We start from the raw sequence: 15221 nt of genomic DNA, 5'->3' as shown, positions 1-15221 counted from the left end.
AATTGCCAAAAGCCTAAAAAAATCAGACGTTAATCAAGACCATCATTGCAAAAATGGTCTTTTTTCGTTGCACTTGTTTACAAAATCTAGATAACGATCTGCAAAAATTTGCGGTGAAAACTGCGCGGCGTGCGATCGCATATACTCGGAATTGAACGAACCCTCATACATTTCAAACTTTTCTACTGCCTCCACCAAAGCCGCCTCTGTTTGCGTCTTGAAAAATATACCTGTCCCTGTATCCGCACCAGAGCGAATATCTCGCACTGTTTCTAAAGCACCCCCTGCACCATAAGCAATTACTGGCGTGCCGCAGGCTTGTGCTTCCACTAGGGCAATTCCAAAATCTTCACAAGCTGCATATACAAACGCCTTAGCCTTAGACATATATTTTTTTACCACATTATCGGGTTGCCAACCGAGTATTTGGATATTTGAGTTTGCCATCTCGCGAATCTTGTTCATTTCATCTCCTGTACCAATGACTACTAATGGTCGTTTTAGTTGATTAAAAGCCTTAACAATCAAGGATATTTGCTTGTAGCTTACTAACCGAGAAACTGTCAGGTAAAAGTCCTCTTTCTCAGAGAGAAACGGAAATTCCGCAATCTTCACTGGTGGATAAATGACTGTTGCTTCTCGCCGATAGCAACGCCAAATCCGCCGAGCTGTATGCTGCGAGTTGGCAATGAAGTAATCAACGCGATTGGCACTCAATACATCCCACTGGCGCAAACGATGTAATAAATATCGTGTCACCCACCCAGGTAAACCACTACCCAGTTTGCTGTGGCGCAGATAATCAAAGGTCAAGTCCCAGGCGTAGCGCATAGGGCTGTGACAGTAGCAAATATGCATCTGTTCGGGAGTGGTAAGGATTCCTTTGGCAACAGCATGGGATGAAGACAGAATGACATCATAATGCCGCAAATCAAGTTGTTCAATTGCCAAGGGCCACAAAGGCAAGTATTTTTGTATACCGTTGCGGGCATAGGGAAAGTTCTGGAGAAACGTCTTGCCAATTTGACGCTTATATAAATAACTTTCTCTATTGCTGGATTCAAAATCTATGAGAGCATACAAATCAGCATCAATGTGATTCAAAATTTCTCGTACAACGAGTTCTGAACCACCGGTGGCTTTGGGTGTCAGCCACTCATGAACCAGAGCATATTTCAAGGGCACAGCTAACTTGAATAAGTGGAAAATACAAAGGCTAACTTGATGACGTTAACTGAAAAGTTTCCCCTTGTGATTAATTAACGGGAAGCGCCCCAGATTAGCACATAAGACGGAATCTTTCCCTCAGAGGTTCCAGATGGATGCGGCAACCTGATAATCTCAGATTGGGAACGGGGCATTGGGCATTGGGTATTGGGGATGGGTTATTCTCCTTGTTCTTTTTGTTTCCCTAGTCCCAAGTCCTTACTCCCTTGATGAAAACTGATATAGAAAGGGTGAATTTATGCGAATTCTGATTATGGGTGGTACTCGGTTCATTGGTGTCTATTTGACTCAACTACTAGTGGAAAAAGGACACGAGGTCGTGCTGTTCAATCGTGGAAATCGGCCAGCACCTTCTTTACAGGGAGTAGGACAAATTATAGGCGATCGCACAGATGCTACTCAATTAAAAGCAAAATTATCACAAGAAAACTTTGATGTCATTTTTGACAATAATGGGCGCGAACTTACTGATACTCAACCACTAGCAGAAATTTTTCAAGACCGAGTGCAACATTTTGTGTATATGAGTTCTGCGGGAGTATATCTCAAATCCGATCAATTGCCCCATGTAGAAGGCGATGCAGTAGATCCTAAAAGTCGGCATAAAGGTAAACATGAAACAGAAGCTTATCTAACTCAATTGGGATTACCTTTTACTTCTATTCGTCCTACTTATATTTACGGGCCTCGTAATTATAATGAGTTAGAAGGCTGGTTTTTTGACAGAATTGTGCGCGATCGCCCCATTCCCATCCCTGGAAATGGGTTGCATATTACCCAGCTAGGCCATGTAAAAGACTTGGCACTAGCAATGACTCAGGTTTTGGGTAATAAACAAGCCATAGGACAGATTTATAATATCTCTGGCGATCGCTTTGTCACTTTTGATGGTTTAGCCCGCGCTAGTGCTATAGCGGCTGGCAAATCACCTGATGCTGTAAAAATCGTCCATTACGACCCGAAAAAGTTTGATTTCGGCAAACGCAAAGCTTTTCCGATGCGGGTGCAGCATTTCTTTGCTTCGGTGAATAAAGCGCAAACAGAATTAAATTGGCATCCTGAATATGATTTGATTTCTGGGTTACAAGACTCTCTGGAAAATGACTATTTAGCTAATGCAAAAGATAAAGCTGAAGTAGATTTTTCTGTAGATGAGGAAATTTTAAAAGCGTTGTGAGTAAAGATGTTTAGGGGCAGACAGCGATATGCCCCTCACATCTTCAAAACTTATCAGGGTTAACGCCTAACTCGCGCAGTTGTGCTGCTAATCTGTTAGCACGTTGACTTTCTCGTTCGAGGGGTGTGAGAAGCCATTTGATCAAGGAAGGCAAACCTTTTTTAGAATTGCCTGAAGGTTACTAAAATTAGTTTCTGTAAATACTGTTGTTGGTTGATAAAATGAGCCAGGTTTTACAATATCCACTCCAGAATGTTCTAGAAGCCCGTGCGCGGTTAGGTGAAGGTCCCATCTGGGACTCTACCCAAAACCTAATTTACTGGGTTGATATATACAACCATCGGGTACATCAGTTCAATCCTGCTACTGGAAAAGACTTGTTTTTTGATGTGGGAGATGTCGTAGGTGCGATCGCAACAGCAGGTAAAGATAGATTAATTATGGCACTGCGTCATCACTTGGCATTCCTCAACACCCAGACAGGTGAAGTTACACCCATTTTGGAAATTGAAGTAAATCTGCCAGACAACCGTTTTAATGATGGCAAATGTGACCCCCAAGGCCGCTTTTGGATCGGTTCAATGTGTTCTTCAGAAAAACCCCAGGCTAGCCTCTATCGCTATGATTGTGATGGTTCATTGCATCTGATGGAAACAGGATTGACTATCTCTAATGGTTTGGGGTGGAGTCCTGATCAAAAAACGTTTTATTTGACTGATTCTCCTCAGCAAAAAATATATGTTTACGATTTTGATTCAGTAACAGGTAGCATTACTAATCGCCGGATTTTTGTTGATTTAACTCATGAATCTTTCTACCCAGATGGTTTGACAATAGATAGTCAAGGAAATATTTGGTCAGCTATGTGGGATGGATGGTGTGTGATTCGTTTCAACCCCAAGGGTGAAGAAATATTGCGGATTAATCTACCTGTTCCACTCGTAACGAGTTGTACCTTTGGTGGCGAAGATTTGCAAACACTTTATATCACCACCGCTTCAGTTGGACTTAGCCAAGCCGAGATTGACAAAAGTTTCTACTCTGGTGATTTGTTTGCCCTACAAACTGATGTTACCGGATTACCTGGCTATGATTTTTGAAGATTACACAAACCGAAAGGAAATGTTTGCAGTCAAAGGCTTTGGCAGTGGTTTTCCTTGTGCTTGGTAATCTTCAATCAAAAGTTCCAGTACTTCCTCGCCATTATTGAGAGCATCTGCGTAGGTATTTCCATGAGTGTGTGCATAGGGGCCAAACTCAGGTAGGCTGACAACGTACTTTTTATCTTCATCAGACCACTGAATAACAATACTATATTGTGGTTTCATTCTTGCTCTCCTTTGTCTTCTTCCTCCAGTTGTCTTATTTCCATGAGCGCATTTCTAACATCTTTTTCTTGGTAACGATCTGCATCTGCTCCGTCTTTGCCAGACAAAGTGAGGCTGTAAACTAGCAAAGAATGGCTCCATACTGTATGACTGCCTTTGCCGCTTCTATAAGTGAATCCAGCTTTTAGGAGCATTGCTTTTAGTTCCCGAATTTTCTTGGGCACTGTTAGAAATTTCTGATTAGCTACAAATATTTTGTCATGATTATCTATAAAAATTTTAGACTTATAAGGATGATATAATAGATGTTTTTAATCAGCAGTGCTAGCTTTTTGCGGCAAAAGATAAATACCCCCAGATATTAAAGTCAAGGCGACAGAAACCCAAAAGGCAATCAAAGAGGGAGTTTGCCAAACTTCAGGTAGGGGTGCAATCAGAAGTGCGATCGCAACTATTTGACTGACAGTTTTGAGTTTACCCCAAATATTCGCCCCGGTAATTGTCGTTTGATTCACCCGCCAACCAGCGATCGCTAATTCTCGCGCTAAAATCAAAAACACTCCCCAAGCTGGCACTTTTCCTAGTTCAATAAAAATCAGCAACGGCGCAAGTACTAGAAATTTATCCACTAAGGGATCAAGAAACTTACCCAACTCACTGATTTGATTCAGTTTTCGTGCTAAATAGCCATCTAACCAATCAGTTAAAGCCGCAACGAGAAAAATTGCCAAACATATCCACCTAGCTTGTGGTGTGGGATTGTATAAGCCATAAAGCAGAAATGGTACACCCAGAAGGCGAGAGAAGGTAATCCAGTTGGGTAGGGTCATGGAAAATTAAAAGTTAACAAGTGTAAAGCAATAAGCAGCAAGCAAATATGCAAAATATATGCAGATTAGTGTATCTGAGTGTGCCTGCGTGGGAAAATCTGTTTTCTGAAGCTCTCTTAAAACAATACTATGACTGAACACACAAACTCTCAATTCCGCATCGAACGCGATTCGATGGGCGATCGCCAAATTGCTAGTAGCGTTTATTACGGCATTCAAACACTACGGGCGATTGAAAACTTTCCTATTAGCGGCATCAAGCCTTTAGCTACTTACGTAGATGCTGGATTAATAATTAAAAAAGCTACAGCAATTGTCAATGGAGAACTAAATTGTATTCCCCAAGATATTAGTCAGGCGATTGTCCAAGCAACTGATGAAATCCTGGCTGGGAAGTTCCGAGATCAATTTGTTGTCGATGTTTATCAGGCGGGTGCTGGAACATCCCACCACATGAATATCAACGAAGTTCTCGCAAATCGCGCCTTAGAAATTCTGGGTGAAGAAAAGGGCAATTATAAACGTGTTAGTCCCAATGATCACGTTAATTATGGGCAGTCTACCAATGATGTGATTCCTACCGCAATTCGGATTGGTGGATTATTGGCATTATCCAAGACATTACACCCAGCAATAGATGGTGCGATCGCAGCCTTAGAAAACAAAGCTGTAGAATTTAAAGATATCGTCAAATCTGGCAGAACCCATTTACAAGACGCAGTACCTGTGCGTTTGGGTGAGAATTTTCGGGCTTGGGCACAAATCCTCACAGAACATCAAAACCGGATTTACACCGCTTCTGGTGACTTGATGGTGCTGGGTTTGGGAGGTAGTGCAGCCGGAACGGGGTTAAATACTCATCCTTTGTATCGCGCCCGTGTGGTAGAAGTTCTTTCAGAATTGATTGATACTCCCCTAGAACCTGCGCCCCATCTCATGGCAGCTATGCAAAGTATGGCCCCATTTGTAAATGTTTCCGGTGCTTTACGCAACTTAGCGCAGGATTTAGCCAAAATCTCTCATGATTTGCGGCTGATGGATTCGGGGCCAAAAACTGGTTTGAAAGAAATTCAACTCCCGCCAGTGCAACCCGGTTCCTCGATTATGCCAGGGAAATATAACCCAGTCATGGCAGAGATGACATCAATGGTGTGTTTTCAGGTTATGGGTTACGACAGTGCGATCGCATTAGCCGCACAAGCGGGACAATTAGAATTAAATGTGATGATGCCACTGATTGCTTATAACCTAATTCACAGCATCGAAATTCTCGGCAATACCATCGCTGCACTCACCGAACGCTGCATTGAGGGAATCACAGCAAACCAGGAACGTTGTTTAGCTTATGCCGAAGGTAGTTTAGCTTTAGTAACCGCATTGAATACCCACATCGGTTATTTAAACGCCGCAGCTGTCGCCAAAGAATCTTTAGAAACTGGTAAATCTTTACGGCAGATTGTCTTAGAACGCGGATTGATGAATGAGGCAGAATTAGCCACAGTGCTAAATCTAGAACAGATGAGTGATATTTTACCTTTGAGTCGAGAATCAAAGCAGATCGATTAGTGTCAATTTTTTTAACGAACCACAGAGACGCAGAGTACACACAGAGAAAAAACTAAGCAAAAAACCTCTCATGACTCTGCGTTCTCTGCGGTTCGTTTTTGGCTGTATTTAATTCGGTGGATCAAAACGATTTACTACTGTAGCCCACAAAATCATTGGTGAACCAACTGCTAAACAAAATAACCACTGCTGCAAATTTAATGGTGCTGTTTCAAAAACTTCATTAATTAATGGCACATGAGCAAAAATAATTTGCAAAATAATTGCCCCTAAAATTCCAAAACCAATAGCAGGAATATCAACGTTCTCTTTAATTGTGCCATCCATCTTAGCAATCAAATTCGGAATTAATTGACTAATACTCAATAAATAGAATATCCGTCCAGCAATGAGAGAGTTAATCGCCATTGTTCTGGCTAAATCAATATTACCTGTAGTTTGGCGGATATATTCAAATACTCCAAATATGACAATCCAATTAAATAGAGAAATTGCTAAGATTCGTTGTAACCGACTCCCTGAAATTAATGGTTCATTAGGATGACGGGGCGCTTGTTGCATGACGTTTTGCGCCTTTGGCTCAAAGGCTAAAGGCACTGTCATAGTAATGGAATTGAGCATATTGAGCCACAGAACTTGTAAAGATAAAATTGGCAAATCCCTGGCTAACAATGTGCTAATTAAAATTGTCATTGATTCACCACCGTTGACAGGCAAAATAAAGCAAATTGCCTTGAGCAGATTTTTATAAACTGCTCGTCCTTCTTCTATAGCAGCTTCAATGGAGGCAAAATTATCATCGGTAAGCAGCATATCTGCGGCTTCTTTGGCAACTTCTGTACCAGCACCACCCATCGCAATCCCAATATCTGCTTGTTTTAAGGCTGGTGCATCGTTGACACCATCTCCTGTCATAGCAACGATTTCACCTTTTGATTGCAAAGCTTCGACTAAACGTAGCTTTTGTTCTGGGGCGACACGGGCAAAGACTACACCTTCTTCGGCAACTTCGGCAAGTTCTGCTTTATCCATTTTTGCTAGTTCTGCACCTGTGAAAGCCAGAACTGAACCATTTTTGTTGATGCCCATACGATAAGCGATCGCCTGCGCTGTGATAGCATGATCGCCAGTGATCATTTTGACTTCAATTCCCGCTTCCTGACAGGCTTGTACTGCCTTAATAGCACTCTCACGCGGCGGATCGATCATTCCCTGCAAGCCGATGAAAATTAACCCAGTATCAATATCTGAATGATCTAGTGTATTTTGCCTATCGGGTACTACTTTCTTCGCTAAAGCTAATACCCGCAAGCCTTGCCGTGCCATAATATTGACTTCCCGCTCGACGCTGCTTTGCCGTAATGTTTCTACACAATCCAATGGGCGGGGTTGTCCATCAGTGTTCAACATCAGGGTGCAGCGCTGGAGAATTGCCTCGACTGAACCCTTGACATAAATAGTCTTACCTTGGGGTGTGGCGTGCAAAGTCGCCATGTATTGAAAGTCTGATTCAAAGGGAATTCCATCTAACCTCAGCATTTGTTTGGCTAAGGTTGCTTGACTAAAACCTGCTTTGTTTGCGGATGTAATTAATGCCCCTTCTGTAGGATCTCCCATTACTACCCACCTGCCATTCTTCTTTTCTAAATGGGAATCGTTACACAATAAACCTGCGATTAAACATTCTTGTAAACCTTTATGGCTGTTCAGGTTCACGGGTTTGTCATCTATCAGGATTTCGCCTTCCGGTGTGTAACCGATACCAGTGAGAGTATATTGATATCCCCCGGCATAAATTGCCTGTACTGTCATCTGGTTTTCTGTCAAAGTCCCAGTTTTATCAGAGCAAACAACAGTTGCACTTCCCAAGGTTTCTACGGCTGGTAATTTGCGGATAATAGCGTTGCGTCGCGCCATCCGGGAAACGCCTATGGCTAGGGTGACTGTCACTACTGCTGGTAATCCTTCAGGAATCGCACTGACTGTTAAAGTGACTGCTGCTTCTAAAGCTTCTTCAAAACCTCGAAAGCTTAATCCCACCACAAAGCAGAGGGCTGCTAATCCTAACACCATATACAGCCAATTCTGGCTGAATTTATTGAATTTTCTAGTTAAGGGAGTAGAAATATCTGTATGCTGCTCCATTAACTGAGAAATTCGCCCTGTTTCTGTGCTGTTCCCTGTGGCAACTACAACACCAGTACCTTGCCCAAAGGTAACGAAGCCACCCGCATAAGCCATATTTTTGCGCTCGGCTAGAGCAATATCTGGCTTTAAAATTTGAGTCTTCTTTTCTATCGCTAGAGATTCACCAGTCAGGGCAGATTCATCTATTTGTAAATTTTTAACTTTAATTAACCGTAAATCTGCCGGGACTTTATCACCAGAAGTTAGCAGAACAATATCTCCAGGCACTAACTCACCAGAAGCAATGCGTAATTTTTGACCATCACGGATGACGGTTGCTTCTGTGGTAATTGCTTTGGCGAGAGCAGCGATCGCACTTTCGGCTTTCGATTCTTGAATAAATCCAATGATGGCGTTGGTGGTAGTCACTCCCCAAATAACACCAGCATTCACCAAGCTACCAGTTAGCGCTTTTACTAAACCCGCACACAACAAAATAATCAGCAGTGGTTGGTTAAATTGCAGTAAAAATTTTAACCACCAAGGTTTGCTTTTCTTGCCTGTGAGTTCATTTGCTCCCACTTCAGACAATAAGTGTTTGGCTACTACACTACTCAAACCATTCTCAGCATCACTATGCAAGCGAGCGATCGTTTCCGAAATTTCCAAAGTATGCCAAACGGTGGATTGCTTTTCTTGGGATGCAATGGGAGATGCTGCCTGTACCATACTTTCCTCTTTTAAATTAGTGTTAAATAAGTTTTAACACTAAAAATAAGTGCTAAAAAATAAAAAGCACTAATAAAAATTGATTATAATCATAATTACTTTCAATGCTTGCTCAGTAGTCACGCAAGTGAGTATGCTTGCGGTTAAGTGAGGATTAAAACCAAGGACAAAAACTAGGTGAATTTGGATTTGTCTATTCCTTTACAATTGGTTGGGCGATCGCTAGAATTTCAGCGGATTGTCGAAGTACTAGCCCAAGATGGAGACTTGCTGATTACTGGCGTACCTGGTAGTGGGCGACGAACTTTAGTGCGAGGGGCTGCTCAAGAAGTTGGTGCGATCGTCTTGGAAATAGACTGCATCCGCGCTACAGATGGAGAGCGATTTATCCTACTGCTAACAGAGACAATTAGCCAAAACTGGGAAGCAGCACAAATTCAAGACTGGGTGAGCAACTTTGGCAATGAGTTTTTTGTCTTTCATCCAGAAGGCAAACTTAAGTCATTGCGTTCCCTGAACCAAAAGCAGTTATGGCAAGCATTTGAAATTTTGCTCAATTTGCTCCAAATTATGGCTATTGGTCTAAATAAGCGGGTAGTGCTGATTTTGCAGAGTTTTCCGCACATTCGCTCTTGGGATCGTAATGGTTTGTGGGAAGCCACATTCAGACGAGAAATCAATGTACAAACTCATGTCAGCTACGTCTTAGTAGCAACGATCGCTGAGATCAGCCATCATCCAGATGAGACATATCCCCTAGAAACTATACAGTTAGCCCCCTTAGCTAATGACGTTTTAGCATTGTGGGCTAGGGAGATATTGCATATACAAGGAATGAAATTTGATTCTCGCTCCCAAGCACTACAATTATTTTTAGATGCTGTACAAGGACACATTGGCGACGCAATGGCAATAATTCGCCGCCTGCAAACTTTTTCTTTTCCTGATGGGTTAATTGGTGAAGCAGCAGTGCACCAGGCAATAGAAGGATTACTCAAAGACTTGTCTTTAGTTTTTGAATCTTTACTCATGTTATTGCCAGCCAATCAGGTGCATCTTTTAGAATCTTTGGCTTTAGATCCTACAGATAAACCACAAAGTAAAGAATATATTCAAAAGCACGGTCTTTCAAGAGGTGGTAGCCTTCAGGGATCGCTGGCTGGATTACAGAACAAAGGTTTAATTTATAGTGCTGAACAGGGTTATCAACTAGCGTTACCTTTATTGGCTTTGTGGTTACGGCAGAGGTTAAGCTAGTACGCGAGATTTTAGATAATTGGTATAAATAGGAAGATAGAAGAATATCTTCATTACTGGTAATTTATTATCCATGCAGACTCAAAAATCATCTGTCAGTCTCATCCGCGCTACATCTTATGAACGAGAGGCTTTACGAGAATCTTTAGTAACACTGCTGGAACCTTTTGGAGGAATGGCAGCGTTTGTAAAAAAAGGCGATCGCGTTTTACTAAAACCAAATCTACTTACAGGATCGCGTCCTGGTAAAGAGTGTATCACCCGTGCCGAACTAGTTTACGAAGTTGCCCAGATGGTAATTGAGGTTGGCGGTAAGCCATTTTTAGGCGATAGTCCTGCTTTTGGTAGTGCCAAGGGCGTAGCAATAGCAAATGGCTATCTGCCGATTTTAGAAGAACTCAATCTTCCCATCATTGATTTTCACGGTCAGCGTTACCAAACCGTCAGTGACAATTTTAACCATCTGCGGCTATCTAAAGAAGCAATGGAAGCAGACGTAGTGATTAACCTACCGAAAGTGAAATCACATGCCCAGTTGACATTAACACTGGGGGTAAAAAACCTGTTTGGTTGTGTTCCCGGCAAAATGAAAGCTTGGTGGCACATGGAAGCGGGAAAAGACGCGAATAGATTTGGCGAAATGTTAGTAGAAACTGCCAGAGCGATTAACCCTGACTTAACCATATTAGATGGCATCATCGGTCATGAAGGTAATGGCCCCAGCAACGGGGAACCTCGCCAGTTGGGCATTTTAGCAGCAGCATCAGATATATTTGCTTTAGATCGAGCGATGGTAGAAATCCTCAATGTTCCTCCTGAACAAGTGCCCACAGTTGCAGCTTCGCAAAGGTTAGGGGTTTGTCCAGAACTAATTGCTATAGAGTTTCCGCATTTAAATCCTGACTTATTAAAAATACAAGATTGGCGGCTACCAGACAAGTTGATGCCCATCGATTTTGGTATGCCCCGCGTCATTAAGTCTACGTTTAAGCATCTTTACACGCGATTTATCAAGGAACCAATCAGTGTTTATGGAAGGGAGTAGGGAGTGAGGAAGAAGCAGGGGAGCAGGACTTCTCTACAAGAGGCTTCTCTTTCAGAGACGCTAATGCGAACGCTAACGGCTACGCTCAGTTACCGAGAAAAAGTTGCAGTAAGTCTTTTCCCTCCGCCCCTCTGCCTCTCTGCCCAATTTAATGCAAACATCGTTACAGCAATTTCATTTATTAGCAGAGTAATCTGTAATTACCCTCCGATTGCTTAACCAGACCGCCCTATTATATCTAGTGGCGGTTTTTTTAGCTGATTAATTTGTTATACAATTTTTCGTCTGAGATTTTGATTTATCCAAAAAGTTATACGGATTTAGGAGCTGGAAATTGGGATTGGGTATTTTGTTCTAGATATAAGGAAGGAAAGTTTAGTAATAATCTACTACACGTCTATGCCACCTTCTAAAACTTTTTCCTCTACCTTTATATAGATTGACAAAATTGCTGTGATATTACACAGGTTGCGAAATTTAAATTATTAAATATTTATTTAGTGATATTACTGAATCCATTCTGCCTCATACAGTTGATGTATCTGTATTTATTCGATAGTTATCATTGGTTACAAAAATCATTCCTACCTATTTCTTCTCTGGTGTCAAATATTTTTGGGTATAACTACCATATAACAATCAAAAGCACTGAGAAATATTCAGTGCAATTGCGGTTTTGTGTCCTGTATCACAAATTAGCAATTACAGGAAAACGACCTTATCAAAGGCTTTATAGGATGTTATAATCATGAAGTATCGGATAAATATGTTTTGCTAATAATCTTTAATCAGCGAAAAAATGTAACTTATGATGCTGTCAAAGTTTGCTTTGCGTATGCAAGCCGTTACACCATACAGGGAAACACCTGAAAATATTAATTACAAAATAAAACATAATTTGTTTACTTGTAACTTTCTATTAAGAATTCCATGTATAAAAAGGCTACTATGACAGTTGTATAACTGGTTTAAATTGTAGAATGCTACACATTTTACAATTTAAAAATAGCTAAAATAGCATTAATACTCTCACTCAGAGAGTAAATCTACACAGTGTTACGAAGAACTTCAATTTTGTATGAATTCAAATAGCCAGTCTGCCAATGCCGATACATATTCCCAACGTTTGGCAGACATTGTGGGAACTGCGATCGCTCTGCTGACTCTTACCCTACCCGTATTTGTCATCGCCCACTATTCTTCAACTAATGTTCAAAATAACCAGCAACCTCTGATCCAAAACATACAAGGAAATCAAGATTGATCGAGCTTCCCAGCCGCATCTCCTCATGAGGAGACCTACAAAAAAGCAGAACACTGATTTTGTAGACAATCTCTGTAGATGTGGATGTAGTTGGTCAAGAGTAAGCTAAATCTGGATTGTGTGACTCCAGATTTGAATTGTCTCAACCAAAGTTAGGACAGAAATCTCTCTAACAACAATTAAGGGCGGAGGATATCCATAATACCCTCTTGGAAAAAGCGTTGCGAAGTTTGCTCGTAACGCTTTTTCTATTTTTTGGGTAATTCAAGGGAGCAGGAAAGACAAGGGGGCAAGGTGACAAAAGTTAAGTAGGTGCTAAAAAACACAACTAAATTAAGAAGGGAAAAGGTTAAGGGTAAAAGGGAAAAACCTTTACCCTTTAACCTTTTCCCTTTACCCATACAAAACTTTGTATAGTTCGGTTTAATTGTGCCAACTACTTAGCTAGTCTTTCCCCTTGTCCCCAATTCTCCTTGCCCTCTTCCCTATGCTATAGAACAAATACCTTGGGAAGAGATCCATATTGCCCTAAAATTCTACACGGGGAGCGAAGCTGACTGAGTGCCCCCGTGATTCACTGTTATCAGAGGAGTTTTTTGTGGACTTATCTCGCATTCCTGCCCAACCGAAACCGGGTCTAATCAACGTTCTGATTGAAATTACTGGCAAAAGTAAAAATAAATACGAATACGATAAGGAACTAGAAGCTTTTGCTCTAGACCGAGTACTTTATTCCTCGGTGCAATATCCATACGACTACGGCTTTGTACCCAATACTTTGGCTGATGATGGCGATCCCCTAGATGGTATGGTCATAATTGACGAACCGACCTTTCCCGGCTGCATTATTGCTGCGCGACCAATTGGCTTTTTGGAGATGATTGACGGTGGCGATCGCGATGAAAAAATCCTTTGTGTTCCTGACAAAGATCCGCGCTACACTCAAGTAAAATCCCTGAAAGACATAGCACCACACCGCTTAGATGAAATTGCCGAATTTTTCCGTAGTTATAAAAATTTGGAAAAAAAGGTGACTGAAATTCTCGGTTGGCAAGATGTGGACAAGGTTGCAGCAATAGTTGAAAAATCCGTCAAAGCTTATAGAGGATAATAGAGGAGTTAGGAGTTATGAATTTTTATTCCTAACTCCTCACTTTAATTACTTTTGCTTGTTACGGATCGCAAAACCTGCCACCAACCCCAAACCAGAATGCAGCGTACTCTCCTTTTGGCAAAAATTCATAACTGCACCCTTACGGGGGCGAATATCAACTACGTAGGTAGTATCAGCATTGATGAAATCCTTTTGGAAAAAGCTGGTATCTTACCCTATGAGCAGGTGCAAGTAGTTAATAGTGCCAACGGTCAGCGCTTTATTACCTATGCGATCCCCGCTCCAGCCCATTCAGGAGTAATTGAGCTAAATGGAGGTGCGGCACGTCTAGGCATTATTGGCGATCGCTTGATTATAATGACTTACGGGCAGTTCACTCCAGAAGAGTTAAAAAGTTACTCTCCTACGGTAGTCATTGTGGACGAAAAAAACAGGCTGTTGGAAGTGCGGCGCTACGATGACCTGCTCGCTAAGGTCTAATTTCAAGGAAAATGTCAAATTTTGAGTTGTCGGATTCCCAAAGCTACATAAGAGAAAAGTCATCTACCCTGCCAAGTAGCCCAGCAGGTGAGTTTATCGTGCAATTCTGGGGTGTAAGAGGTTTAATTCCCACTCCCACTAGCAATACCAGTCGTTATGGTGGTAATACCGCTTGTGTAGAAATACATGTAGCTGGGAAACGCTTGATTTTTGATGGCGGTACAGGCTTACGCATCCTGGGTAAAACTTGGCAAGAACTGCAACAGCCAATACAAGCCCATTTATTTTTTACCAACTGCCAATCAAACCGAATTCAAGGGTTTCCCTTTTTTGCTCCCGCATTTATTGGGGAAAATTGCTTCCATATTTACGGCACAGCTGCCTCAAATGGAGCCTCAATCAAACAATGTCTGTACGATCAGATGCTCCAGCCGCATTTTCCTTACCCTTTACAGGTAATGCAGTCAGAATTGCAATTTTACAATCTGACCCCAGAAAGTGACGTGAAGTTAGATGATGTCACCATTACAACTGCATTAATTAATCAAACTCAGCGGTCAGTTGGCTACCGAGTTACTTGGCAAGAGTATAGTATTGCCTACATCACGGATTTGCACCAAAATGCCGATCAAGTGGAGCGAGAGCGGATTTTAGAGTTTATTCAAGGCGTTGACTTGCTGATTGCCAATGCCACTTACACTCCGCCGACATCTCACAACCATGATGCTGCTGATTTACTCTGGCAAGCTGCGGTGAATGCAGCTCTAAATTCTGGCGTCAAACGGCTAGCCATTTCTCATCATCACCCAGATGACCATGATGATTTTCTCGATCGGGTGCAAGTCGATATTAAATCTGCTTTTCCTCAAGCCATACTAGCCCATGAAGGTCTAGTATTAACTGTTGGTAAGTGATTTGACTCTATTGGCAGTTTTTAATCAGTGGTAGAACGATGCTGACGACGGCAAGCTACCCACAAGCACTGACTTGTCAATTTGCTTTTCTGTCGAGATGGCGCGATCTGGTGTTTAAAGGCGGATTGTCTCCTAGATTGTGAGGTAGAACGCTATAATTCAC

General features: G+C 41.8%; 14 protein-coding genes. 9 read left to right on the top strand and 5 right to left on the bottom strand.

The genetic code is table 11. The features are described 5' to 3' along the window. Nucleotides 1-42: 42 nt before the first annotated feature. Nucleotides 43-1185, bottom strand: a complete 1143-nt coding sequence (locus RMY16_RS07000; protein ID WP_322735772.1) for a glycosyltransferase — start codon at nt 1183-1185, stop codon at nt 43-45. A 280-nt stretch (nt 1186-1465) separates the two neighbouring features. Here RMY16_RS07000 and RMY16_RS06995 point away from each other — a divergent pair, with 280 nt between their 5' ends. Beyond that, nucleotides 1466-2404 (top strand): NAD-dependent epimerase/dehydratase family protein, encoded by a 939-nt coding sequence (locus RMY16_RS06995; protein WP_322735771.1) that lies wholly within the window; start codon nt 1466-1468, stop codon nt 2402-2404. Between the two features lie 221 nt (nt 2405-2625). Then, complete coding sequence (locus tag RMY16_RS06990) at nt 2626-3504, top strand: SMP-30/gluconolactonase/LRE family protein (RefSeq protein ID WP_322735770.1); 879 nt, start codon at nt 2626-2628, stop codon at nt 3502-3504. A gap of 3 nt (nt 3505-3507) precedes the next feature. Here RMY16_RS06990 and RMY16_RS06985 read toward each other — a convergent pair whose 3' ends face one another. The 3 genes from RMY16_RS06985 to pgsA all read right to left on the bottom strand — a co-directional run bounded on the left by RMY16_RS06985 (nt 3508) and on the right by pgsA (nt 4562). Beyond that, nucleotides 3508-3732 carry a type II toxin-antitoxin system HicB family antitoxin gene (locus RMY16_RS06985; RefSeq protein ID WP_322668783.1) on the bottom strand — a complete coding sequence of 75 codons (225 nt, stop codon included), beginning with the start codon at nt 3730-3732 and terminating at the stop codon, nt 3508-3510. After that, nucleotides 3729-3956, bottom strand: a complete 228-nt coding sequence (locus RMY16_RS06980; RefSeq protein ID WP_322735769.1) for a type II toxin-antitoxin system HicA family toxin — start codon at nt 3954-3956, stop codon at nt 3729-3731. The genes RMY16_RS06985 and RMY16_RS06980 overlap by 4 nt, the downstream gene beginning before the upstream one ends. An 87-nt stretch (nt 3957-4043) precedes the next feature. Next, nucleotides 4044-4562 (bottom strand): CDP-diacylglycerol--glycerol-3-phosphate 3-phosphatidyltransferase, encoded by a 519-nt coding sequence (gene pgsA / locus RMY16_RS06975; RefSeq protein ID WP_322735768.1) that lies wholly within the window; start codon nt 4560-4562, stop codon nt 4044-4046. Between the two features lie 129 nt (nt 4563-4691). On the opposite strand from pgsA, the gene RMY16_RS06970 reads away from it, so the two are divergent. Continuing rightward, nucleotides 4692-6128 carry an aspartate ammonia-lyase gene (locus RMY16_RS06970; protein WP_322735767.1) on the top strand — a complete coding sequence of 479 codons (1437 nt, stop codon included), beginning with the start codon at nt 4692-4694 and terminating at the stop codon, nt 6126-6128. A gap of 108 nt (nt 6129-6236) precedes the next feature. On the opposite strand, the gene RMY16_RS06965 is transcribed toward RMY16_RS06970, so the two are convergent. After that, a complete protein-coding gene (locus RMY16_RS06965; protein WP_322735766.1) occupies nt 6237-8984 on the bottom strand; it encodes an HAD-IC family P-type ATPase in 2748 nt (915 codons plus the stop codon). Between the two features lie 177 nt (nt 8985-9161). Between RMY16_RS06965 and RMY16_RS06960 the strand changes: the two genes are divergently transcribed. The 6 genes from RMY16_RS06960 (at nt 9162) to RMY16_RS06935 (ending at nt 15058) form a co-directional block, all read left to right on the top strand. Then, nucleotides 9162-10241 carry an ATP-binding protein gene (locus RMY16_RS06960; RefSeq protein ID WP_322735765.1) on the top strand — a complete coding sequence of 360 codons (1080 nt, stop codon included), beginning with the start codon at nt 9162-9164 and terminating at the stop codon, nt 10239-10241. A gap of 73 nt (nt 10242-10314) precedes the next feature. Next, nucleotides 10315-11286: a DUF362 domain-containing protein gene (locus RMY16_RS06955; protein WP_322735764.1), complete on the top strand. Its 972-nt coding sequence runs from the start codon at nt 10315-10317 to the stop codon at nt 11284-11286. Nucleotides 11287-12364: 1078 nt separating this feature from the next. After that, complete coding sequence (locus RMY16_RS06950) at nt 12365-12550, top strand: hypothetical protein (protein WP_094349221.1); 186 nt, start codon at nt 12365-12367, stop codon at nt 12548-12550. 598 nt (nt 12551-13148) lie between these two features. Beyond that, on the top strand, nt 13149-13661 hold the full coding sequence (locus RMY16_RS06945) for an inorganic diphosphatase (RefSeq protein ID WP_322735763.1): 513 nt from the start codon (nt 13149-13151) through the stop codon (nt 13659-13661). A 99-nt stretch (nt 13662-13760) separates the two neighbouring features. Next, nucleotides 13761-14144, top strand: a complete 384-nt coding sequence (gene panD, locus RMY16_RS06940; protein WP_322667563.1) for an aspartate 1-decarboxylase — start codon at nt 13761-13763, stop codon at nt 14142-14144. An 11-nt stretch (nt 14145-14155) separates the two neighbouring features. Continuing rightward, nucleotides 14156-15058, top strand: a complete 903-nt coding sequence (locus tag RMY16_RS06935) for an MBL fold metallo-hydrolase (protein WP_322735762.1) — start codon at nt 14156-14158, stop codon at nt 15056-15058. The last annotated feature ends 163 nt before the right edge of the window (nt 15059-15221 follow it).

Origin of the sequence: Nostoc sp. DedQUE12b, assembly GCF_034530835.1 — a bacterium.
In the GTDB taxonomy this organism is placed as follows: domain Bacteria; phylum Cyanobacteriota; class Cyanobacteriia; order Cyanobacteriales; family Nostocaceae; genus Nostoc.
Note: the sequence above shows the minus strand (reverse complement) of the source record. Positions and strands in the feature narration are given on the sequence as shown.